Annotated in this window: 20 protein-coding genes; 11 read left to right on the forward strand and 9 right to left on the reverse strand. The window is 66.0% G+C overall.

Features of this window, described 5'->3' with window-relative positions; genetic code table 11:
• Positions 1-8 precede the first annotated feature (8 nt).
• The 5 genes from AC4AMJ_RS03585 to AC4AMJ_RS03605 form a co-directional block, all read right to left on the reverse strand.
• Positions 9-1,373, reverse strand: coding sequence for an alpha/beta hydrolase domain-containing protein (locus AC4AMJ_RS03585; RefSeq protein WP_489917271.1), 1,365 nt, complete (start codon positions 1,371-1,373; stop codon positions 9-11).
• The gene (locus tag AC4AMJ_RS03590) at positions 1,370-1,753 is read right to left on the reverse strand and encodes a carboxymuconolactone decarboxylase family protein (RefSeq protein WP_489896933.1); all 384 of its coding nucleotides are present in this window, start codon (positions 1,751-1,753) and stop codon (positions 1,370-1,372) included. Before AC4AMJ_RS03590 ends, AC4AMJ_RS03585 begins: the two co-directional genes overlap by 4 nt.
• A complete protein-coding gene (locus AC4AMJ_RS03595) occupies positions 1,750-2,640 on the reverse strand; it encodes an NAD(P)-dependent oxidoreductase (protein ID WP_489917272.1) in 891 nt (296 codons plus the stop codon). Before AC4AMJ_RS03595 ends, AC4AMJ_RS03590 begins: the two co-directional genes overlap by 4 nt.
• Positions 2,637-3,374, reverse strand: coding sequence for an SDR family oxidoreductase (locus tag AC4AMJ_RS03600; RefSeq protein WP_489896931.1), 738 nt, complete (start codon positions 3,372-3,374; stop codon positions 2,637-2,639). Before AC4AMJ_RS03600 ends, AC4AMJ_RS03595 begins: the two co-directional genes overlap by 4 nt.
• A 198-nt stretch (positions 3,375-3,572) precedes the next feature.
• Positions 3,573-5,039 carry an aldehyde dehydrogenase gene (locus AC4AMJ_RS03605; protein ID WP_489918368.1) on the reverse strand — a complete coding sequence of 489 codons (1,467 nt, stop codon included), beginning with the start codon at positions 5,037-5,039 and terminating at the stop codon, positions 3,573-3,575.
• Positions 5,040-5,103: 64 nt separating this feature from the next.
• Here AC4AMJ_RS03605 and AC4AMJ_RS03610 point away from each other — a divergent pair, with 64 nt between their 5' ends.
• The 8 genes from AC4AMJ_RS03610 to AC4AMJ_RS03645 are packed head-to-tail and all read left to right on the forward strand — an operon-like array spanning position 5,104 to position 12,026.
• A complete protein-coding gene (locus tag AC4AMJ_RS03610; protein WP_489917273.1) occupies positions 5,104-5,685 on the forward strand; it encodes a TetR/AcrR family transcriptional regulator in 582 nt (193 codons plus the stop codon).
• A complete protein-coding gene (locus tag AC4AMJ_RS03615) occupies positions 5,685-6,926 on the forward strand; it encodes a cytochrome P450 (protein ID WP_489917274.1) in 1,242 nt (413 codons plus the stop codon). The genes AC4AMJ_RS03610 and AC4AMJ_RS03615 overlap by 1 nt, the downstream gene beginning before the upstream one ends.
• A complete protein-coding gene (locus tag AC4AMJ_RS03620) occupies positions 6,926-7,726 on the forward strand; it encodes an SDR family oxidoreductase (RefSeq protein ID WP_489917275.1) in 801 nt (266 codons plus the stop codon). Before AC4AMJ_RS03615 ends, AC4AMJ_RS03620 begins: the two co-directional genes overlap by 1 nt.
• Entirely contained in the window at positions 7,726-9,093 is a 1,368-nt protein-coding gene (locus AC4AMJ_RS03625; RefSeq protein WP_489896927.1) for a cytochrome P450, read from the forward strand. Before AC4AMJ_RS03620 ends, AC4AMJ_RS03625 begins: the two co-directional genes overlap by 1 nt.
• Positions 9,093-9,290 carry a ferredoxin gene (locus AC4AMJ_RS03630; RefSeq protein WP_489896926.1) on the forward strand — a complete coding sequence of 66 codons (198 nt, stop codon included), beginning with the start codon at positions 9,093-9,095 and terminating at the stop codon, positions 9,288-9,290. The genes AC4AMJ_RS03625 and AC4AMJ_RS03630 overlap by 1 nt, the downstream gene beginning before the upstream one ends.
• A gap of 11 nt (positions 9,291-9,301) precedes the next feature.
• Positions 9,302-9,847 (forward strand): Cif family virulence factor, encoded by a 546-nt coding sequence (locus tag AC4AMJ_RS03635; RefSeq protein WP_489917276.1) that lies wholly within the window; start codon positions 9,302-9,304, stop codon positions 9,845-9,847.
• An 8-nt stretch (positions 9,848-9,855) separates the two neighbouring features.
• Complete coding sequence (locus tag AC4AMJ_RS03640; RefSeq protein WP_489896924.1) at positions 9,856-11,124, forward strand: hypothetical protein; 1,269 nt, start codon at positions 9,856-9,858, stop codon at positions 11,122-11,124.
• Entirely contained in the window at positions 11,124-12,026 is a 903-nt protein-coding gene (locus tag AC4AMJ_RS03645) for an SDR family NAD(P)-dependent oxidoreductase (RefSeq protein ID WP_489917277.1), read from the forward strand. Before AC4AMJ_RS03640 ends, AC4AMJ_RS03645 begins: the two co-directional genes overlap by 1 nt.
• Before the next feature lie 373 nt (positions 12,027-12,399).
• Here the strand turns inward: AC4AMJ_RS03645 and AC4AMJ_RS03650 are convergent, their stop codons facing one another.
• Entirely contained in the window at positions 12,400-13,791 is a 1,392-nt protein-coding gene (locus AC4AMJ_RS03650) for an IS1380 family transposase (RefSeq protein ID WP_489897037.1), read from the reverse strand.
• Positions 13,792-14,679: 888 nt separating this feature from the next.
• Between AC4AMJ_RS03650 and AC4AMJ_RS03655 the strand changes: the two genes are divergently transcribed.
• Positions 14,680-16,353: an HNH endonuclease signature motif containing protein gene (locus tag AC4AMJ_RS03655; protein ID WP_489917278.1), complete on the forward strand. Its 1,674-nt coding sequence runs from the start codon at positions 14,680-14,682 to the stop codon at positions 16,351-16,353.
• 474 nt (positions 16,354-16,827) lie between these two features.
• Here the strand turns inward: AC4AMJ_RS03655 and AC4AMJ_RS03660 are convergent, their stop codons facing one another.
• From AC4AMJ_RS03660 to fadD1, 3 genes are read right to left on the reverse strand one after another with little or no spacing between them, the layout of a single operon-like run.
• Positions 16,828-17,886 (reverse strand): NAD-dependent epimerase/dehydratase family protein, encoded by a 1,059-nt coding sequence (locus AC4AMJ_RS03660; RefSeq protein WP_489917279.1) that lies wholly within the window; start codon positions 17,884-17,886, stop codon positions 16,828-16,830.
• On the reverse strand, positions 17,883-18,923 hold the full coding sequence (locus AC4AMJ_RS03665) for a phosphotransferase (RefSeq protein WP_489917280.1): 1,041 nt from the start codon (positions 18,921-18,923) through the stop codon (positions 17,883-17,885). Before AC4AMJ_RS03665 ends, AC4AMJ_RS03660 begins: the two co-directional genes overlap by 4 nt.
• Positions 18,920-20,515, reverse strand: coding sequence for a fatty-acid--CoA ligase FadD1 (gene fadD1 / locus AC4AMJ_RS03670; RefSeq protein ID WP_489917281.1), 1,596 nt, complete (start codon positions 20,513-20,515; stop codon positions 18,920-18,922). Before fadD1 ends, AC4AMJ_RS03665 begins: the two co-directional genes overlap by 4 nt.
• 213 nt (positions 20,516-20,728) lie before the next feature.
• Between fadD1 and AC4AMJ_RS03675 the strand changes: the two genes are divergently transcribed.
• Together AC4AMJ_RS03675 and AC4AMJ_RS03680 are read left to right on the forward strand one after the other, a co-directional pair.
• The gene (locus AC4AMJ_RS03675; RefSeq protein WP_489918369.1) at positions 20,729-21,661 is read left to right on the forward strand and encodes a hotdog domain-containing protein; all 933 of its coding nucleotides are present in this window, start codon (positions 20,729-20,731) and stop codon (positions 21,659-21,661) included.
• A gap of 179 nt (positions 21,662-21,840) precedes the next feature.
• Entirely contained in the window at positions 21,841-22,641 is an 801-nt protein-coding gene (locus AC4AMJ_RS03680) for a TIGR03084 family metal-binding protein (protein WP_489917282.1), read from the forward strand.
• Positions 22,642-22,643: the final 2 nt, after the last annotated feature.

Here is a 22,643-nt window from a genome sequence, read left to right on the forward strand (position 1 = left end):
GCGGCGCGTCAGTCGGGAATGAGGTCGTGTCGTGCGTCGGACAATGCCTCGTCGCGATCCGCGGGCAGGATGAATCCGCTCTCTACGGCTGTTGCGGTCGCCGCACGGTACCGCCGGTCATAGTCATCGCGATCGCGATAGTGGGCGGTGAGGCGTTCCGGCGGGATCGGGGTGGTGGAGCCGAACAACACGCAGATGCGGGGGACGTCGTCGCCGACGATTCCGCTCAGCACCTCGGTCGGTGCCTCCACACAGGGTGTGCGGACACCCCCGCGAACATTCCCGAACTCGTCGACGGCGAATAGCGGACGAGTCATCGAATCGACGACTTCCAGCGGTTGCGCGACAGGCGGTGGGGCGCCGCCGTCGGCCCAGTGGCGGAGGTGATGCAGTGCCGCCCTCAGTACGAGGCGCTGCTGGCCGCGGTTGACCGGCGTCGGGCAGCCGAGCATGTGTTCGTATGGGCCGATCTGATGCAGGTCGGCGTGTGCCGTGCCGGCGATCTCCCAGATGCGCAGGCGATCCGTGTCGGGTTGGCGTGCTCGATGAAACCTGAAGTTCGTCAGGACATCGGTTTCGGTCTGCACGACGAACACCGGGATCTCCAGATCGGTTCGGATCGTCACCGGCTCATCGGCGAACACGGCGTCGACGTCGACCGCTGTACCGACATCGCCCAGAGGTAGCCCGGCGGCCGCCCGGCTGTGGATGAGCAGGCCGTCGAACACGCGGTGTTCGGCGGCGAAGTGATTGGCATAGGTCGTCAGCGCCATCGCCGACTGTGACTCGCCCACTCCGAGCAGGCGGCGAACAGACAAGCCGCGCAGCGGATGATCGACACCCGACGACTCGCCGGTCGAGCGTAGCGACCCCCCGATCGAGGAGAAGATGTCGTAGCTGTAGGCGTCCCCCGGGTGGTGCATCCCCGCATAGCGGTGGGCGTCATGGGCGACCAGGCCACGGGTCGTGGTTCCGTCGAGCCCGTCGACGGACGGAGGGCCGCCCATCACCCCGGTGTACTGGGCGGACACGCCCGCCCAGGCGTACCCGCCGCGGACGAGTTCTTCGGCCAGATAGGTGTATTCGGGTGCGGCATCGGATCCGCTGCTGACATTGAGCCATTCGACGACGACGGTGCCGTTGAAATCGGCGTCGCTTCGGGGTCTCCGCACGAGCACGCGGGTGGTGAACTTGTCCTCACCGTGTGGGGAGATCGTCCGAGCCCCGTCGGCCGTGTACCGCGTGGCGACACCGTCTGCCGCGTATTCGTTCTCCTGGAAACCGTTGGCGGACAGGTCAGGTCCCGGGGTGGCGCTGACAATCGAGCAGCCGCCGCCCCCGGTCACCTCGGTGAACCCGACCGTCGACGTCACTTCTGCTTCTTCTGGTGTTTGGAGATGACGTCGCCGAACATGAAATGCATCTTGGTACCCAGCGGCCAGCCGACGTAGTAGCAGAGGAACAGGCTGATCTCTTCGAGTTCCTCGGCACTCAGTTCACCGTTGCCGATGGCGGCGCTCGCCTGGATCTCGGCGACGTCGATCTGACCGGCTTGCGCGAGAGCGCCGAGGAGAAGAAGTCGCCGGTCGCGGACCGAGAGGCCCGGCCGCGTCCAGACCTCGCCGAACACCTGATCGGCGGTGTGCGCGAAGAAGTCGCCCGGTCCGTCGGACATCTCCCAGCCGTAGACCTTCGACATCATGTCGAGGCCCTTTTGGCGTTGCTCGCTGGTGGTTTCGTCGGCTGCGGTCATGCGTCTTCTCCTTCGTGGTGCGGCACACCCAGTCCGGCGGCGAAATCGCGGAGCGCGATCTCGCCGAGCGGTAGGTCGACCGAGAGTTCGCGTCCCAGTTCGAGAGCCAGTGACAGATCCTTCTCGCCGAGTCCGCGAACCGGTACCAACACGTCATACCAGAAATCGTCGGGTGCGATCTCGGCCGTGGTGTCGCGCAGGATGATCGAGCCGGCACCCCCGGTGATCGCGTCGGTGTGCCGAACGACCTTGCCCAACTTGGTGATGCTGATCCCGGCTGCCTCCGCCAGCTTGGACGCCTCCGCCGCCGCCGTGAACGAGATGAAGTGCAGCAGGTTGCGGGCGAGTTTCATCTTCGTCCCGGCGCCGACATCGTCGCCGGCGTGCACCAGCATCCCCGCGACGAGTCCGAACGGCTCTTCGAGTCGGTCGTAGGAGGCGCGATCGCCGCCGACCATGATGGCCAGTCGTCCCTGTTCGGCACCGGCGGCGCCACCGGAGATCGGCGCGTCGAGCAAGGTGACGCCGCGGCGGGCGCAGATTTCGGCGAGATCGATCGCTGTCTGCGGGCCGATGGTCGAATGGACGGTGATGATGGTGCCCGGCGCCGCGGCGCTCAAGAGGCCGTCGTCGCCGGCCACGACGGTGCGGACCTGCTCGTCGTTCAGCACGCAGATGCCGATGATGTCGGAGTTCGCGGCGAGGTCGGTCAGGGATGGGGCAGCAGTCGCACCCTGGTCGACGATCTTGGCGACCGCCTCGTCGGACAGGTCGAACACGTTGAGGCCACCGGGCCACTTGGCCAGGCGTCCCGCCATCGGGCCACCGATGTTGCCGAGTCCCACGTAGCCGAGGCGTACCGGTTTGGCGGGGGAGGCGTCACTCATGACCGGATGACCTGTCCGCCGTCGACGTTGAAGATCTGTCCGGTGATCCAGCCTGCCTCGTCGGACAGCAGGAACTTGCACATGCCGACCAGGTCGTCCGGGGTGCCGAACCGCTTGAGCGGCAACCGGTTGACGATGTCGGCGACCATCTCCTTGGGCGTGGTCGACCGGGTGGCCTCGGTGTCGATCGGGCCGGGGGCGATCGCGTTGACGCGGATGTTCTGCCCACCGAGCTCGGTGGCGAGCTGCTGGGTCAAGCCGTTGATGCCGACCTTGGCCAGTCCGTAGAAGCCGCTGTAGAGCCAAGCGGCGGTGGAGGACTGGTTGACGATCGCGCCGCCGGAGGTCATGTGCGGATAGACGGCGCGGGTCACGTTGAGTGCGCCGTCGAGGTTCACGCTCATGAACTTCTTGTAGTAGTCCCACGGCACGGTGATCAGGAAGTCGAGTTTCATGCCGCCGTAGATCGCGGCGTTGTTGACCAGTCCGTGGACGGTGCCGTACTCCTCGACGGTGGCGGCGGCGAGATCCTTGGCGGACTGTTCGTCTGCGACGTCGGTGTGCACGTACAGGCCGCCGATGTCGGCGGCGACCTGCTTGCCCAGCTCGTCGTTGACGTCGGCGACGACGACGTTGGCGCCCTCGGCGGCCAGACCGCGGGCATAGCCCTCACCGATGCCGCCCGCGGCGCCGGTCACGATGATGGTCTTGTTCTGGAAACGTTCGGAAGTCATGTGTACCTTCTGTTGCTGTTGATTCCGGGTGGTACGTGGTTTCGATACGCGTCTCGCCTAGCGGCTCGCCGCTACTCAACCAGCGAGGTGGGTTCTTGCTGATCGGGTCGACCAGGGAGGGGGTCCCGTTGCTGATCGAGTAGGTGCCGAGCCGCTAGGCGAGGCGCCGTATCGAGATCACTCGCCATCGTCGAACTCTCATGCCGGGGTCGCCACCGCCTTCGTCTCGAGGTACTCCTCGAACCCGGCGAGGCCCATCTCGCGACCTATGCCGGACTGTTTGTAGCCGCCGAACGGGACGTCGGCGGAGTACCAGATACCACCGTTGATGCCCATGGTGCCGGTACGAACCCCGTTGACCACCTTGTTGATCCGATCGGGATCGGTGCCCCACACCGCTCCCGACAAACCGTAGGGGGAGTCGTTGGCGATGCGGATGGCGTCATCGTCGCCGTCGTGGGGGAGGATCACCAGCACCGGGCCGAAGATCTCCTCCTGCGCGACGCGCGCGGAGTTGTCCAGCCCGGAGATCAGCGTCGGCTCCACGTAGAAGCCCTTGTCCTTGTCGGCGGGCCTGCCACCGCCGATCTCGATCGTGCCGCCCTCGGTTTTCGCCAGTGCGATGTAGGACTCGACCCGATCGCGCTGAATTGCGGAGATCAGTGGGCCGCAGATCGTTCCGGCATCTCTCGGGTCGCCGGGGGCCAGGCCCGCGAGAGCGTCCTTGGTCGCGGTGACGGCCTCGGCCAGTTTCTCTCGCGGCACCAGAAGCCGAGTGGTGATCGCGCAGCCCTGTCCGGCGTGGGTGACGACGTTGAATGCGGCCATCGCACAGGCCGACGCCAGATCGGCATCGTCGAGAACGATGAACGCCGACTTCCCGCCGAGTTCGAGGAAGACGCGCTTGAGCGACTCGGCGGCGCCGGCCATCACCCTCTTGCCGGTGGCGGTCGAGCCGGTGAACGAGATGACGTCCACCCGCGGGTCCGTCGACAGTTGCGCACCCACAGCATGATCGCTCGAGGTCACGATGTTGATCACGCCGGGCGGGAAGTCCGTCTCCTCCGCGATGACCTTGCCGACGAGCGCGGCACACCATGGCGTATCGGGTGCCGGTTTGAGGACGACGGTGCAGCCCGCGGCCAGCGCCGGACCGATCTTGGCGAAGTTGATCTGGTGCGGGAAGTTCCACGGCGTGATGGCGCCGACGACGCCTGCCGCCTCCTTGCGGATCTCCCGGTTGTTCTTGAGGCCCATCGGTTTCGCCATGCCGAGGTCGGTGGTCCAGGCATAGCTCTCGGCGAGGTCGGCGAACCAGCCGAGGTCGGTGACCGGCCCCTCGAACTGGGGCCCGGTGGTCAGGAATGCCGGAGCGCCGACCTCGGCGATGGTCAGCTCACGGAGTTCATCGCCGTGGGCGAGTAGCGCGTCGCGCAACTGACGCAGGCATCGTGCTCGGAAGGCGTGGTCGCGCGACCAGTCGGTGGTGTCGAAGGCCCGGCGTGCGGCGGCGATGGCGGCGTCCATGTCTTCGGTGGTGCCGTCGGCGGCCTTCCCGAGAACGTCTTCGGTGGCCGGGTTCACGACATCGAAGGTGCCGCCACTTCCGGGGATGAGTTTGCCGTCGATCAGTAACTCGGACGACGATTCGGGGCGTAGGGCCATTGTCTGGAACTCCATCTGGACAGGTGTCTGGACTCAAGTTCAAACCTAGTGTAGCCTCGCTCACATGTCCAGTCCCGTATCTCAGGAATCCACCCGCCGCAGGCTCACCCAGCAGCAGGCCGAGACGGTCGGCAGGCTCACCGACGCGGCGGTGGACGTGCTGAACGACGTCGGGTTCGACGGCCTCACGGTGCGTGGTGTGGCCAAGCTCGCCGGCGTGGCGCCCGCGACTGCGTACACCTATTTCTCATCGAAGAGTCACCTGGTCGCGGAGGTGTTCTGGCGTCGGCTCAGCTCGGGGGTCGCCGAGCCGGACCTGTCGATGGCGCCGACCGAACGCGTCGCCCAGGTGTTGCGCGAGGTGTCGATGGTGGTCGCCGGCCAGGGGCAGCTCGGCGGTGCGGTCACGATGGCGCTGTTGGGGACCGACCCGGACGTCGAGCATCTGCGGTTGCGGATCGGCGGCTTCATCCGGCGTCGGCTCGCCGAGGCGCTGGAGGCTGATCCGGAGAACCCGGGGCCATTGCTCGACGCCCTGGAGATGATCTACGCCGGCGGTCTGGTGCACGCGGGAATGGGACACATGACATACGAGCAGACCTCGGAACGTCTTGTCGCAGCTGCACATCTACTGATGGAGAAGTGATGACCGAAACCGCCACGGGAACGGGGATGGAACATCTCGTCCCGTTCGACCCGTATGCCTATGATTTCCACGAGGATCCGTATCCGACGTACGAGCGGCTGCGGCGTGAGGTGCCCGTCTATCACAACGCCTCGATGGACTTCTGGGCGTTGGCCCGTCACGAGGACGTCCGGGCCGGATTCCGCGACAGCGTCCAGCTGTCCAACAGCTGGGGTGTGTCGATGGACCCGTCCTCCTACGGTCCCGATGCACACAAGTCGATGTCGTTCCTTGCCATGGACGACCCCAAGCACATGCGCATCCGCAAGCTGGTGTCCAAGGGATTCACGCCCCGCCGCGTCGGTGACCTGTCCGGTCGGATCACCGCATTGACGCATCAGCACTGGAGCAAGTGTCTGGACAAGGGCGAGTTCGACTACATCGCGGACTTCGCCGGCCTGTTGCCGATGGACGTCGTGTCGGAACTGCTCGGTGTGCCCGAGCCGGACCGCGCTCATCTGCGCCACCAGTCGGATCTGTTGCTGCATCGGGAAGAGGGTGTGCTCGACATCCCGGAAGCGGCAATCTACGCCTACATCGAACTGCACAAGTACTACTCCGAGCTGATCGCCGATCGGCGCAAGAATCTCGGCGACGATCTGGTGTCGGCGTTGATCACCGCGGAGATCGACGACGACGAGACGGGCGAGAAGATCCGCCTCACCGAGGACGAGATCGTCGGGTTCATGGTCCTGATGGTCGTCGCGGGAAACGAGACGACGACCAAACTCCTTGCCAATGCGCTCTATTGGGGTTGGCGCAACCCGGACGAACTGGCCAAGCCGCTCGCCGATCCGGACTGTGTCGCGGATTGGACGGAGGAGACGCTGCGCTACGACAACTCCACCCAGATGGTGTTGCGGCGCGTGCTCGCCGACGTCGAGTACGGAGGGCTCACGATTCCGGCCGGCGAACGGGTGCTGTTGCTGGTCGGCTCGGCGAACCGGGACGAGGACGTGTTCGGCGCCGATGCCGACCGGTATCAGATCGGTCGGGACTGCAGCCAGGCCCTGATGAGCTTCGGGATGGGAACCCATTTCTGCCTCGGTGCGCATCTGGCGCGCCTGGAGTCCAACATCGGTCTGGCCGAGGTGGCCCGATCGATCCGCAGCCTCGACATCGACATCGACAACGCCGTCCGCGTGCACTCCGTGAACGTCCGCGGATTCGCCGAACTCCCCGTGAAAGTGCAGGTGCGCTGATGGCATTCATCCCTCATCCGCAGCGTCGTCCGGTGCTGGTGGCCGGTGCATCGTCGGGTATCGGTGCGGCCACCGCCGAATTCCTGGCCGCAGCAGGCTATCCCGTTGCCCTGGCCGCGCGCCGGGTGGAGAAGCTGCAGGAGCTGACCGACAAGATCACCGCCGCCGGCGGCGAAGCCGTAGCGGTTCCGCTGGACATCACCGACGGGACGTCGGTGCAGGACTGTGTTGCCAAAGCGCAGGCCGCGCTGGGGGACTTGGAGATCGTGGTGAGCGGCGCCGGCGACCTCGCCGTCGGCCTGTCCTACGAGGTGGAGCCTGAGGAATTCGCGTCGCAGATCGACATCCATCTGGTCGGCGCCCACCGGCTGTATCGCGCGGTGGTTCCCGGAATGATCGAGCGTGGCCGTGGCGATTACGTGTTCATCGGCTCCGACGTCGTGCTTCATCCGCGGCCCTGGTCATCGGCATATGTGGCGGCGAAGGCCGGCATCGACGGCCTGGTCGCGACAGCCCAGTTGGAGCTGGAGGGGACCGGCGTGCGCGCCAGCGTGATCCGTCCCGGACAGGTCCTGACCGGCATGGGCATGGATCTGGATCAGAAGACCACCGAGCTGATGCTCAACGACTGGATCAGGCACGGATTGGCCCGACACGGCAACTTCCTCGAGCCCGGACACATCGCGCAGGCGGTCGCCGCCATCGTGACGATGCCGCGGGGGGCGCACATGCGTGTGGTCGAGGTGGAGGCCGAGGGCGCTCTGAAGAAGCGTGACAAGCAGCCCGAAGGAGAGCAGTGATGACCGCACTGACCAAGCCCAAACGCGTCTCCGGGGGAGACGGCGAGCACGGCCACCTCGATGAACTGGCATCCGATCCGATCGGGTTGTTCTGGCGGGTCCGGGAGGAGTGCGGTGACGTCGGGCAGTTCCAACTCGCCGACCGTGAGGTGGTTCTCGTGTCCGGGGCTGCCGCCAACGAGGAGTTCTTCCGGGCGCCCGAGGAGGATCTCGACCAGGCCGCCGCATATCCCTTCATGACACCGGTGTTCGGCGAGGGCGTCGTGTTCGACACCAGCCCGGAGGAACGCTCGAAGGCGATCCACAACTCGGCGCTCAAGGGCGCGCACATGAAGCAGCACGCGGTGACGATTCCGAACGAGGTCGAGCGGATCATCGCGAACTGGGGCGACGAGGGAGAGATCGATCTGCTCGAGTTCTTCGCCGAACTCACCCTCTACACGTCGTCGGCATGCCTGATCGGGCGGAAGTTCCGGGAACGCCTCAACGGTCACATCGCGCACCTGTTCCATGATCTGGAGAAGGGCACCGACCCGATCGCCTACGTCGATTACAAGGCCGACATCGAGAGCTTCCGCAAGCGCGATGAGGCGCGCGCGGAGCTGGTCGAGTTCATCCAGGGAGTCATGGATGAGCGGATCGCGAATCCGACCGAGGACAAGGCCGATCGCGATCTCATGGACGTGCTCGTGCAGGTCGGGTTCGACGCGAACACCATCACCGGCATGTTCATCTCGATGATGTTCGCCGGGCATCACACGACGTCGGGGACCGCGGCGTGGACGCTGATCGAGTTGCTGCGCAACCCCGACTACATGGCGCGGGTGTACGACGAGCTCGACGAGATCTACGGCGACACCCCACCCGGAGAACGGCCCGAGTACACGTTCGCCCACACGCGGCAGATGCCTCAGCTGGAGAACTCGCTGAAGGAGGCCCTGCGTCTGCATCCGCCCCTGATCGTCTTGATGCGGGTGGTGCAGAAGGATTTCCACGTGGAGGACTTCGAGGTGACGGCCGGTCAGTCGATCGCGGTGTCGCCGGCCGTGTCTAACCGTTTGCCGGAGGATTTCCCGTCACCGGACACATTCGACCCGGACCGCTACGACAAGCCTCGTCAGGAGGACCTGGTCAATCGGTGGACGTGGATACCGTTTGGTGCCGGCCGTCATCGTTGCGTCGGTGCGCAGTTCGCGATCATGCAGCTGAAGGCCATCTTCTCGGTGCTCTTCCAGAACTACGAGTTCGAGATGCTCCAGCCGTCGGAGACCTACCGCAACGACCACTCCAAGATGGTGGTGCAGCTGCAACAGCCGTGCCGGGTCAGCTATCGGAGGCGGATGCGGTCGGGGGCGGAGTCGGGCTGATGCGTGTGGAAGTGGATCTCGATTTATGTCAGGGACATGGGATGTGCGAGATGGAGGCTCCCGAGGTCTTCGAGGCGCACAAGGACCACGTGAAAATCCTGAACGCGACTCCCGACGAGAGCCTGCGGACCGAGGTGGAGGCCGCGGTGATGTACTGCCCGACCCAAGCTCTGAAAATTGTCGACGATGACGAATGAAGTGGAGTGACATGTCTTTTGATCGTGCCGAATTGGAAGAGATGAAACACCGTTGGCTCGATGCCAATGTGGAGGCCGAAAAGGCCGGGGACTGGAAGCCGCTCGCCGAGTTCTACACCGAGGACGCCACCTACGGATGGAACTACGGTCCGGAAAAGGACTTCATGGCGGTGGGTCGGGACGAGATCCGTGAGCTCGCCCTGGGTCAGGAGATGGAAGGCCTCGAGGGCTGGGAGTACCCCTATCAGGCGTGGGTGATCGACGACCAGACCGGCGACATGATCGGGCTGTGGAAGCAGGTATACCAGGGCACGCGTGAGGACGGCACCCACTACGCGCTCGAGGGTATCCAGGGAAGTTGGTTCAAGTACGCCGGCAACTTCCAGTTCTCCTGGCAGCGGGACTTCTTCGACTTCGGAAACGTCTCCGCGCTGTTCATCGAGATGCTGAAGAACAATGCGATGAGCGACGGCATGCTCAAGCGCATCGAGAAGTCGGCGCCCGGTGATCTGCCCGGGTGGTATCCGTTCGGCAAAGCACCGGTCGAGTTCTGGTGATCTGACCGATGACTCAATCAGCCCCGGGCTATCAAGGCCTGAGTCAGGACCAACTCGCCATCCTGGTCCCGGAACTGCTGCTCTCGGGGCAGCTGATCGACCGCAGCGGGATGGCGCATCTGATCAGCGACTTCGGCCGCGAGGTGATGGGACAGGTCGCCATCGAGGAATGGATGGCGGCGAGTCCGGTGTACACCCATCGGATGCGGGCCGCGCTCGGGATCGACGGCGACGGTGTGGAGGACATGTTCAAGTGTCTTCAGCTCGACATCGGCGCACCCCCACAGTTCATGGACTTTCGGTACGAGGTGACCGACAAATACCACGGTTCGTTCCTGCTGCGGCACTGTGGCGCGTTGATGGACGTGGAGCCGCTGGGTGACGAGTATGTGACCACGATGTGCCATGACATCGAGGACCCGACCTTCGACGCGACGGCCATCGCGACGAATCGGCGGGCCCGTATCCGGCCGGTCCACCGGCCCCCGCGTCGACCGGCCGACCGGATGCCGCACTGCGAGTGGACGGTGACCATCGAGCCTGATCGCGAGGAGCTTCCGCTGCCCTCCGACGCCGCCGAGATGTTCACATCCGCGGCCGGGCGCCTGGTTCTCACGCCGATAGACGTCACGGCAGGAGGCGGTCACAGCGATTACCGTGGACCGCTCGTCGCCGACCTGCAGTTCCGGGAATGGTCGCGGTCGGCACTGGCGCGTATCGCCGAAGAAGTTGCGTTGCAGCATCAACTGTTGTCGCTCGGATTCTTGAAGTCGGTGCGCAGGCACGCCGACAGCGAGGAGCAGGCCCGCGAGATCTTCCGCAAGCAGTTGACCGGAATCGCAGGCCTCGCCGCGGATCGTCTACGCGCGGCACTCGGTCTGGGCTCGGATGCCACCGGTTTGGCATCGGTGATCAACCTGCACCCCGTTCTCGGGCCGTGGCAGTACACCGGCGTGTGTGCCGAGGTGCGCGGCGACGACGTGGTGGTGCGGGTACCGAAGGTCTCCGATGCCGTCACCGACGGCGGATGGGTCACGGTGTTGGGCACAGAGCATCACGAGCCTCTGCAGGCGATCGGCACCGCCGTCGATGCGCACTGGTCGGTGGCGTCGGCAGACGACGTCGACGATGCGATCGAGTTCGTCATGTCGCTGGGTGCGACGTCACACGAGGAGTTCGGTGAGGTTGCGGTGGCACGGTTCAGTTCCGGCGCATCCTTCGAGTTCGCCGACCGCGGTCGATCGATCCCGATCACGCCGGTGGGCAGCAGGGTCTGATGACTGACGATCCCGTGCGGTCGGGTTCGGTGACCCCGGATCTCAGCCTGTCCGGGCGGGTCGCGGTGGTCGCCGGTGCGACGCGCGGCATCGGCCTGGCGGTCTCGTACGCACTGGCCGGGCGAGGGGTGTCCCTCGTGGTGAACGGTCGCGATCCAGTGGCGGTGGACGACACCGTCACCGAGATCCGCGGCGGTGGTGGGTATGCGGTAGGCATCGTCGGCTCCGCGGGAGAAGACGGAGTGGCGCAGAAGTTGGTCGACACGGCACTGTCGGAGTTCGGGGCGCTCGACATCGCGATCAACTGCGCAGGCATCGCGGAGCCGCCGGGGTCGACGATTCTCTCGATCTCGACACAGGACTTTCGGGAGCAGATGGATGCACATCTGATGAGTGCTTTCCACCTGCTGCAGGCAGCGGGGCGGGTCTTCTCCGAGCAAGAGACGGGGTCGATCGTGTTGACCGGTTCCGCTGCATCGCTCGGCATGTTCGGCGGCAGTGGCTATCCGGCGGCCAAGGGTGGGGTGAACAGTCTCGCGCTCGCCGCGGCTGCTGACCTGGCGGATCGGGGAGTCCGCGTGAATGTGGTCATGCCGGGCGCGAAGTCGCGCCTGTCCACCGGTGACGATTTCGTCGCACATATCGAGAGCCTGCACCGTCGCGGAATCCTCGATGACGTGACCAAGGATGCGGCGTTGGACCCGGCGCCGCCCGAGTACGTGGCCTCCCTGTACGTCTTCCTGTCGAGTGATGCCGCCAAGGGGATCTCGGGACAGGTGTTCACCGCCGCAGGTGGATTCATCGGTCGATACGAACCGGCGCAGGCGACGTTCATCGCCTACCGCGATCACAAGGACAGTGCGCCTTACACATTGGCGGAGTTGGCCGAGCTCCTGGACTGAGTGCGTATCACCCTCCTCCAGGTGTCGGAATCGTCTGCGGTGGTTTGCTTTTCGTTTCCGGGGCGACAGCGTTGGCGGTGGTGTGCTTTTCGATCCCTGAGGACATCCGGAGCGGCGGTGAGTGCCTTTCGATCCCTGAGGAGGTCCGGAGCGCTAGCGGTGGTGTGCCCTTCGATCCCTGACGAGGTCCGGAGCGCCAGCGGCGGTGCGTGCCCTTCGATCCCTGAGCCTCGATCTTTCATGTGGTGGTGGGTTGGGGGTTTCGGCGGCTGGGTGTGGGGTTGGTGTGGTGTGGGTGTGGGTGATCGCCGGCGCTGGTGTTCGCCGGTTCTTCGGGTCCTGGGTTGAGGGTCAGGGGCTGCTGTGTGGTGTGTCAGGCGGCGTGCAGGGCGGTGTAGCCCTGGTAGATGAGGTCGTTGTAGGGCCAGCCGCGGGGTAGTCGTAGCAGGTGGCGTCGGCCGGTGTGGATGGTGCGTCCGGCCACGGCGAGGATGCATAGGCGCATGCGTTTGGGTTCGAAGAGGCGCGCGGGGTGGTGTTCGGGCCAGCATAGGGTTTGGGTCCAGGCCAAGAGTTCGGCGGCCAGGCAGACGATTTCGAGCCAGATCTGGTTTTTGGTGAACTCGTGGAAGGGCAGGTTGGCCATGCCGGTGTCTTTGAGGTTGCGGATGCGGTCTTCGGCGCGGGCGCGTTGGCGGTGGCGTAGTTCCAGGACCGGCAGGGTCCAGCCGGTGCCGCGGGTGTTGGTGGCGAACGCAGTGTAGCGGCGGCCGTCGATGTCGGTCAGGCGTAGTTGGGCGCCGGGGTCGGGGTATTCGCGGCGCACGATGACGCGCATCCCGGCCGGCCAGGGGTCGGTGGGGTCGGCGGCGGGGACGATCAGGTCGGTGAGCTCGGCGACCTGGGCGCCGTTGCGGGGTTGTTCGTCACCGTTGAACGCATCGCGCCAGGCCTGCTCGGGCAGCGCGGCGATGGCGGTTTTGACGTTGTCGTAGAGGGTGAACCCGATCGAGTACGCGAGTTTCTCGGCGCGCAGGAACCTGAGGAATTTTTTGGAACAGCCGCCGGCGTCGGTGCGGAGCAGCACCTGGGGGCGTTCGGCGGCGGGCAGTTGGGCCAGCGCGGCGGTCGTGGTGTTGATGTGCAGGTCGGCGCCTTGTGGGGAGGCGCCGCCGCGGCGTAGATCGATGATCAGTGGTTCGCCGGTGCCGTACTGGCCGTGATCGACGAACGCGCACATCGGGGAATGCCCGAACTGGCGTTTGTAGGTCAGTTGGGCGTGTTCTTTGAGTGAATGCGCACCGATGGTGGTGGCGTCGAGATCGACGATCACCTGCCCCCCATCGCGGGTGCCGGGTGTTCCGGCCAGCGGGCGCGCCCGCGTCCATACCCGGGTGCGGGCCGCGGCACGCGCGGCGCGGATCGCCGGTAGCGCCGTGCTCAGGTCGTCGGCCAACACGCTGATCAGCCGGGAGAACGTCGCATCCGAGGCCACCGGCCCGAACAGGTCGGGTTGGGCTCGCACGATCGCCACGTCGGCCGCGCAGTCACCGCCCAGAGCCAACGCGATCGCCAGATCCAGCAGCATCAGGCCCGGATCATGGGTGGCCCGCGGCGAGGTCCACGGCGCCAACGCCGCCGATAACGCCTCGTCCAGGCCCGCGACCTGCGCCGCGTCACGCAGCAGCAACGCCCCCGACGAACTCGTCAGCGACTCGCGGCGTTGATCATCGACAACCAGACGGGGATAGCGGTTATGCTTCACCTGCGAAGTGCCTTTCTGCCAGGAATTATTGTGTTGTGGAGATTCAATAATCCCTTGCCAGGTAGGCACTTTCGCATTTCCCACGCCGAACACCCCAAACAAACATGAAAGATCCAGGCTGAGGAGGTCCGGAGCGCCAGCGGCGGTGTGTGCCCTTCGATCCCTGAGGAGGTCCGGAGCGCTAGCGGAGGGCCGTCACGAAGGGCGGCCCTTCGTGACGCTCGCAAGCTCGCTCCTCAGGGACCGAGGTGAGACGCTCGCAAGCTCCCTCCGTAGTCGATGCCTCAGGCATGTCGATTCCTGCGGAAGTCCGGAGCGGCGATGTGTGCCTTTCGATCCCTGAGGACAATTGGAGTGCTAGCGGTGGTGTGCGTTTCGATCCCTGAGGAGGTCCGGAGCGCTAGCGGAGGGCCGTCACGAAGGGCGGCCCCGCGCGCGAGAAAACGTCTGCGCGGCAACCATTCTTGTCGGTGGCAGCCGATACTCTGTACCCAGTGGAAGTGATGGGGGCTATCCACAAGCTCCGTCGGTGACGAGCGTTCCTGTCGGTGGCCGTGGTTAATCTGGTGTCAGTTGAATTTCCAACGCGGGCCGTGTTTTCGATGATGGGCTGATGTCGTTGCTGTTCTGTCTCCGTAGCGCCTGCGGGCGCGGAAAGTTCGTTCCTGATGAGCGAGCATCACGAAGGGTGGGGTCGTGTTCTCCTATTCGGATCCGGTTGTTGATGATGCGATTCTGTCTTCGGTCGGGTCGGCGGACGCGGTCACCGAGGCGCGTGCTGCGCTGCTGTTGAGTCGTCAGGCTGAGGCGCGAGCGGTGTTGTTGGCCTTCCGGATTGGTGAGAATGTACACGATGACTTGATGGTGGGGCTGAGTCCAGCTGCTGAGATGAAGGTTCGTCGTCATGCGGAGAAGGCTGCAGTCGGAGAGATTTCGGTGCAGCTGGGTCTGTCGCGGACCAAGGCCGGCAAGTGGTATCGCCTGGGATCGGCGTTGCAGCACATGGCCAAATTGAGGATGGCGTATCTGGCCGGCGAGTACAGTACCAATCGGATGTCGGAGTTGGTGCATTCGGTTGAGGCGGCATCTGATGTCATGCAGCGTAATTCGAGTCCCACGACGGATGTGTCGGATGCCGGTTGCGATGCCACGGGCGATGCGGGGGCAGGTGACGCCGACACCAATAGTGATGCCGATGCGGCCACCTGTGATCCGTCCGACACGGCCGATCCCGCCGACGCTGACGCCGCTGATGCCGCTGCCGAGTTCGGGCCGGTGATGGATATGGAGGATATCGCTCTGGAGTACGGGGCGCGTCCGACGACGGACAAGGTGTTGCGCGATGAGTTGGCCGGGGTGGTGATCGGGCTGGATTCGGAGGGTGCGGCCGAGGCGCGCAAGGAGTTCGGTCGGGCGTGGCAGAACGTCACGGTCACCAACGACAGTTCCGGACACGCCAACATCGACGCCTGCGTACCGGCCGAGCATGGAGTGTTCCTGCGCGAGGGGATTGCCGCACTGATAAAAGAGCGGTTGTGTCGGCGGGATCCGCGCACCTTGGGGCAACAGCGGGTCGAAGCGTTGGCGGAACTCATCGGCACCCCGGGTGTGCGACTGGCCTGCCGATGCGGTGGCGATGACTGTCCCTATGGTGGAGCGCCGACTGACCCTACCTCTGGGCCGGCCGGTCCGACCGAGCCTTCCTCACCCGGGCCCGACTGTGGCCGGGACGATGACCGTGATGGTGACGACGCAATCGATATCGACGGTCCCACCGATGATGGCGACTCCGAGGATCGTAGCGACCACGCCGACGGCGACGACGCGGCGAGAGATGAAAACCTCTCCGACAGTGCCGCTTCAGCCGGGGGTGACCAGGCGGCCGACGACGTTGAGCGCAATCCCCGCCCCGCATCCGATCGCGAGGTGGACCCCGATCGCGAGCCGTACCCTGATCCCGTGCCAGACCAGGTGCTCGAGCACGAGCCCGCGCCGGACGGTGTACCCGAGTTCCCGCTCGCCCCCGTCCCGAAGCCCTGGACGCTGGTGCTCGACAAGGTCGGCGTCGAGGTCCCCCGACTACGTGGCTACGGGGCGATCGACCCTCCCATGGCCACAGACCTCGCCGACCGCGCCACGCTGATCACGTTGCCGGACAAACCGAACCGCCGCACGGCCGGGCGGATCGTGGTCGGCGAGCGTGGTCGGGCCCACCCGGTTGATCCGTCCGGGCATGGTGGCCACGACCTGCCACCGCCGGGTGCACTGACGTATGCGCCGTCGGCGCGGTTGCGGGAGCAGATTCTGTTGTCGGACCTGTACTGTCGATACCCCTACTGCGGCAGACCAGCTCACGAATGCGACCTTGATCACCTCGTGAAGTTTCTGCGTGCGGACCCGTACGTTGGTGGTTGGACTGTGCCCGAAAACCTGGCACCGCTGTGCCGGCCGGATCATCAGCGCAAGCACATGGGTTTGTGGATACCGGTCATGCACGTCGACCGCACCATCACGTGGAGGAACCCGCGCACGGGGCGGGAGATCGTCACGTATCCGCGGTGAGGCCCTTCGTGACGCATCGCTCGTTCCTCGCGAGGCTCCTCAGGGGGCGGGTGGTGACGCATCGCTCGTTCCTCGCGAGGCTCCTCAGGGGTCGGGTGGTGACGTTCGCGAGTTCCGCCTACGTGATGTCGGGCCGACGTGGTGTATGGGGAGAGTTTCCCCCAACACGATCCCTGAGGAGGTCCGGAGCGATAGCGGAGGACCGTCACGAAGGGTCGCCCTTCGTGACGCATCCTCGCAGGCTCGGAGGCTCCTCAGGGGTCGGGTGGTGACGCATCCTCGCAGGCTCGGAGGCTCCTCAGGGGTCGGGTGGTGACGCATCCTCGCAGGCTTCCAGGCTCCTCAGGGGTCGGGTGGTGACGCATCGCTCGTTCCTCGCGAGGCTCCTCAGGGGTCGGGCGGTGACGCATCCTCGCAGGCTCGGAGGCTCCTCAGGGATCGGGGGTAGCGCATTGCTCGTTCCACGCGAGGCCGTCAGGGGCCGGGGTGGTGACGCTCTGCTGGTTCCGCGCGAGGGTGCTCGCGGACCGGATGGTGCCCGGCCGACCGCCGGTTTGCGTCGCGGTCGACCCAGAACCGCGCACCTTCGCCGACGGCGTCGGCAACCGGTCGGGGATGCCACCCCAGGTCTTGCTCGGCCTTACCGTGGTCCATCGGGGACATGAGATGCATCAGCCGCACTGACGTGAGCGTCAGGCGTGTCGGTCGTGCGGTGAACCGGGCGCGTAGCGACCCCACCGCCCCCAGCAGGTAGAGGATCGGCAGCGGAAGGACCACGCGGGGTGCCGTCCGTCCGGCGCTGCGCGCCGCGATCGACACGATCTCACCGAGGTCGATGAATCTCTCGGACACGATGTAGCGCTCGCCCACGTGTCCATGATCTGCGGCCAGGATCAGGGCTCTCGCCGCATCGTCCACACCGACCGATTCCGCGCGGCAACCCCGAACCGTGAAGGGCAACTTGCCCAGTGCGGCACCGGCGACGAACGAACCGTGTGGTGTCGGCTGCCAGTCACCCGCACCGTAGGTGTTGGCCACACACATCGCGGTCGCCGGAAACCCGCGCTCCCGCACATACCGCAGGACCAGATTCTCGGCGGTCACACGAGACCTGACATAGTCCGGTGCCTTATCGGCCCAGTTGAACTCGTCGTCCTCGGTGGCCTGGCGTCCTTTCACCAGCCCGATGGTCGCCACCGAACTCGTGAAGACGAACGAACGCAGTCCTGCGTCGACGGCCACATCGAGCACTGCACGCAGGGCATCGACATTCGTGCGGTATAGGGGTTCCGGATCACGGAGCCACGCACGGGTGTCGACCGCACAGTAGAACACCACATCGCAGCCGCGCAGTGCAGCGGCCACGGTTTCCGAGTCGACGAGCTCACCGACGATCAATTCGACATCCAGCCCGTCGATCGCGCGGGTGTCACTGGTCTCTCGCACGAGCACGCGCACCTTTTCGCCCGCATCCACCAATTGATGAACGACCCGCGAGCCGAGGAAGCCCGTGCCGCCGATCACCAACTTCATCCCAGCGCACCCGGTGTCAGGTCGGCGATGGCCGTGGCTGCGCGCTCCAGCATCGTCATGAACATCCGGTCACCGCGTTCGGTCGGCATCGCTGCAGCGCAACCGAACACGATGATCATCGGTGCCTGGATCAATGAGTCGATGTAGTCGGTCCAACACGTCGAGAGCGGATAGTCGTCGACGCCGCGCTCGAGCAGTGCCTGGTGATAGGCGCCGACGACCTCTCGCTCACATGTTCGGCGAGTCTCCACGTCGACGCTGGTGGACAGGAGAAAAGCGATGTCGCGCAACGGGTTGCCGACGGTGATGGTCTGCCAGTCGACGACGGTCACCGTCCCGTCGGGGCCGAACATGACATTGTCGATTCGCAGGTCGCCGTGGATCAGGGAGTAGTGCCGTGGTGTGCGCTCGAGCCAGTCGCCGGCCTCGGCCACCAGCCAGTCGATTGCCGCGGCTGTCCGTCCGGCGAGGTTGTATCGAGCCCGAAACTGGTCGGCCATCGGTTCGAGGATGGAGTCCATGAGGACGCGATCCTCATGGTTGGGCAACGTGAGGCCGGGCACGTCGAACAGGGTCTCGTCGCACCACCGCGGCGCGTGCAACCCTGCTGCGGCGACGGCGATCGCGCGGGCCTCCTGGGCGCTGCAGCCGGCGATCTGATCGCCTTGGACGGCGGGCGCCATGTCCTCGAGTAACAATGCGAACTCGGTGTTGTCCTCGGAGATCACCGCCGCGTGGCAACGCGGTACCGGGATGGCGACCGTCGGCGCGATCCGCTGATAGAAGAGCACCTCGTTGCGGAACACTCCGGCCGCGAACTCCCGCTGGGAGCGTTCCCCGATGGCGACCTTCGCGACCATCGTCTGCGGCAGCGAACCGGCGGTCGAGTACTCGGGCGTTATCCGGAAGGACCCGGCCATCTGACCGGATCCGACGGATTCCACGGCCATGGAATCGATCTCCACATCCGGGTGCGTGGGTCTGAGCAGGTCGCAGAGCCACGTTGCGGTCAGGTCTTCGACCCGTGTGGGGATCACACCGTCGCCGCGGACGCGGCGGCCACGCGATACCCGGTCGACCGCGCCTCCCGCACCCAGAGGGTTCCCGCACCCGCGACCGCCCCCTCCTTCTTCAGCTCACGCTTGAGGATCTTGTTCGTCGCCGTCGTGGGCAGGTCATCCTCGATGCGGACGAACCGCGGCCACGCCTTGGGGGAGAGGTCCGCCTGTGCGGCGAGCTGTTCGGCCAGCGCCTCGGGCGTGAGCGTGGCATCATCCTGCAGGACCAGGGCCGCCATCACGGCATCGCCCACATGCTCATCGGGGACCGCGTAGACCGCCACCCGGTTGATCTCGGGGAGCCGCAACAGGATTCGCTCGATGGGTCCGGCGGCCATGTTCTCCCCGTCCACCCTCATCCAGTCACCGGTGCGGCCCGCGAGGTAGATCCAGTCGTCGGCATCCTTGTAGGCGAGGTCACCCGACCAGTACATGCCGTCACGGAGCCGCTCGCTGGTGGCCGTCTCGTCGTTGTAGTAGCCCATGAACATCCCGGCGCCCTCGACGTTGACCAGTTCGCCGATGGCTTCGTCGGCGTTGGCGAGTGCCCCGGTCTCGTCGAACTGGGCCCGTGCACATTCGGTATGTGTCTCCGAGTTGTACACGGCCACATTGGGAAAGCCCTTGCCGATCGACCCTTCGGGTGTCCCGGGTTCGCGGGTGATGATGATCGCGAGTTCGGTGGAGCCGAACCCGTCCCACACGGTGCAGTCGAAGCGTCGTGAGAACTCGTTGATGTCGCGGTCGGTGGCCTCGTTGCCGAACGCCACGCGCAGGGGATTGTCGGCGTCGTCGGGCTGCTCCTCGGTGGCCAGAATGTACGCGAGGGGCTTGCCGACATAATTCATGTACGTCGCCCCATAGCGGCGGATGTCGGCCAGGAACGTCGATGCGGAGAACTTCGCCGGGGCGATGGCCGCACCGCCGCACAACGCCACACAGTATCCGCCCATCAGTGCGGCCGAGTGGAACAGCGGCATCGACAGGTAGCAGACGTCGCCGGGGCCGATGCTGTACTTGTCGACCAGGACGGGGCCCGCGAACGGCATCATCATGTGCGCGAAGCGAACCGGCTTCGGATTACCGCTGGTGCCGGAGGTGAAGATCAGCATGAACGTGTCGGCGGCCGTCGGCACGGAGAACGGCACCAGCTCTCCAGCGGTGTCGAGCAACTGTGTCCACTCGGGTGACGAGGTGTCGACAACCGTGACTCCGGGGAGATCGAGCCCGTCCAACAGCAGTCGGTGCTGGGCGTCGGTGATGAGCACCTGGCAGTCCGCACGCACGATGTCCGCGGCGAGTCCGTCGCCGCGCCGGGTGTTGTTCACGCCGACGGTGACGTAGCCGCCGAGCGCTCCCGCGGCGAGGGCACGCAGCATGTCCGGGGTGTTGCCGAGCAGCGTTCCGACGTGCATCGGCCGCGTGGGATCGGCGAGTCCCAGCACTGCCGAGGCCATGCGTTCGGCGTCGGCGATGTACTCGCGCCACGACCACTGCCGACCCTCGAAGGTGATCGCCAGATTGTCGTCGTCTCTACGCTCCTGCAGGAGCTGCGTCACGGTCTCGGCCACGCGACCACTGTAGAACGTGTTCTCGTTTCGTGTGAACAGAATCTCGAAAATGTCTACTCGCCCCTGGGGAGGTACGCGTCGGTGCGGGCGCACGGCGTCGGAACGGGAGTCGGCTGTGACGTGTCCTACACCGGCCGCGGCTGAGTTCGGTGCCGCCGAACAGGGGTGATTGGATGAAGGCACCGCCAGATGTCACGTGAGAGTGGGTGCGCCATGGTCGCCGAACCGACCCGAACCGAGGGTCCGCCGCGGACCGACCCGGTCACTGCTTTCGGGGTCGGAAACGTCGCGCCCTCCGGTCACGGCACGGTCATCGCCGAGCAACAACTCGGTCCCGTGTTCGCCGATCACCGCGGCCGCATCGACCTGCCCGCACTGGCCGTGCTCTTCGATCACGTCGGTGGTCTGCCGTTCTTCTCCTCGGGCCCGGGTGGCACCCCCTGTGTCCAGGCGAGACTGTCGATGGCGATGCAGGGCCACGTCGGTCTCGACGACCGCGTCACCGCGACCGCCGAACTTCTCATGCACGACGAGGGATTCGGGACCACCCGGGTCGACATCGTCACCTCCACCGGACACATCTGCTGTTCCGGCACCGCACGCAACGTCGCGGTGGGGCGCACCTATGACGCCGATCCGTCCGAGAGTCGCGGCGTCGACGCGCCACCGGACCGGGCGCTCACCCATCTCGTGGATCTCCCGCCCGCGATCGATCCGACCCTGTCCGGTCGGGACATCGTCGAACAGATCGCAGCCGAGGTCCGGGCGGCGGGACCGCTCGTCGACCTCCTCAACGGACGGGTCGAGGTGCTCGACCACGATCGGGGGACGGGCGTCCGGTTCATCGTCGCCACCGAGCCGTGGATGGGCAACGTGTTCGGAACGATGCACGGCGGCGTGATCGCCGCGATCGTGGCTCAGGCCTGTTCCTTCGCCGGCCAGGCAAACGCCGCCGCCGGTGGTGACTACCGCCTCGGTGACCTCGCCATCGGATTTCTCCGCTCGCCGGCGGTCCACGGCGCCGACGTCATCGTCGACGTCACGCCGGTGAAGGTCGGCCGGCGGATCGCCTCCTTCGAGGCGACCATGCACGCACACGACGGCCTGCTGTTGAGCCGCGCCTCGGCGGACGTGCTGTACCGCTGACGAACCGCTGAGATCGCGGATGGGTTGGGCCGTGGTCTCGATACGGCCACTCACTCCGTTCGCGGCCTACTCACGCAGCGCGTGGAGTGGGTGCCGGCTGGGGGCCTTCCCGACGAGCGTCATCGCGAAAACAATCATGCGTGCTTGCTTTTTCCGGACACCTGTGTGACGGTGGTCTCATGTCGATCGTGGACGGACTGTTGGCGGATCTGACCGCACAATCGGAGGAGCTCGACGCCCTCGTGGCGGGCCTCGACGAGCAGGGATGGGCCCGGCAGACGCCGGCCCCGGGATGGACGATCGCGCATCAGATCGCACATCTGTCGTGGACCGACGCCGCGGCTCTCGCAGCGGCCACTGATCCGGATCGCTTCTCCGCCGGACTCGAGGAGGTCGCGAGGAATCCCGAGGGCTTCGTGGACGAGGCCGCCCGGGAGGGGGCCCAGGCGCCGCCCGCGGAGATCCTGGCGAACTGGCGCATCGGACGCCGGAAGCTGGCCGACGCCCTGCGCGACGTGCCCGACGGCGTGAAGATCCCCTGGTACGGGCCGCCGATGTCGGCAGCGTCGATGGCCACCGCCCGGCTGATGGAGACCTGGGCGCACGGACTCGACGTCGCCGACACGCTGGGCGTCACGCCGGAGCCGACCGACCGGATCAAGGCAGTCGTGCACATCGGCGTCCGTACCCGTGACTTCGCCTACCTGGTCAACGGCCTGACCGCACCCGCCCAACCGTTCCGGTACGAGATCACCGCGCCGTCCGGTGAGCTCTGGACGTGGGGACCCGAGGACGCCTCCGAGGTCGTGCGCGGCCCCGCGGTCGACTTCTGCCAGCTGGTGACCCAACGTCGCGCACTGGCCGATCTCGACGTGCAACTCGTCGGCGACGAGGCCGCCCGATGGGCGCGGATAGCCCAGGCCTTCGCCGGGCCGCCCGGCGCGGGCCGGGCGCCAACACACGACGACGCCGGGGTGTGACG

This window comes from Gordonia sp. LMA484 (assembly GCF_058129505.1).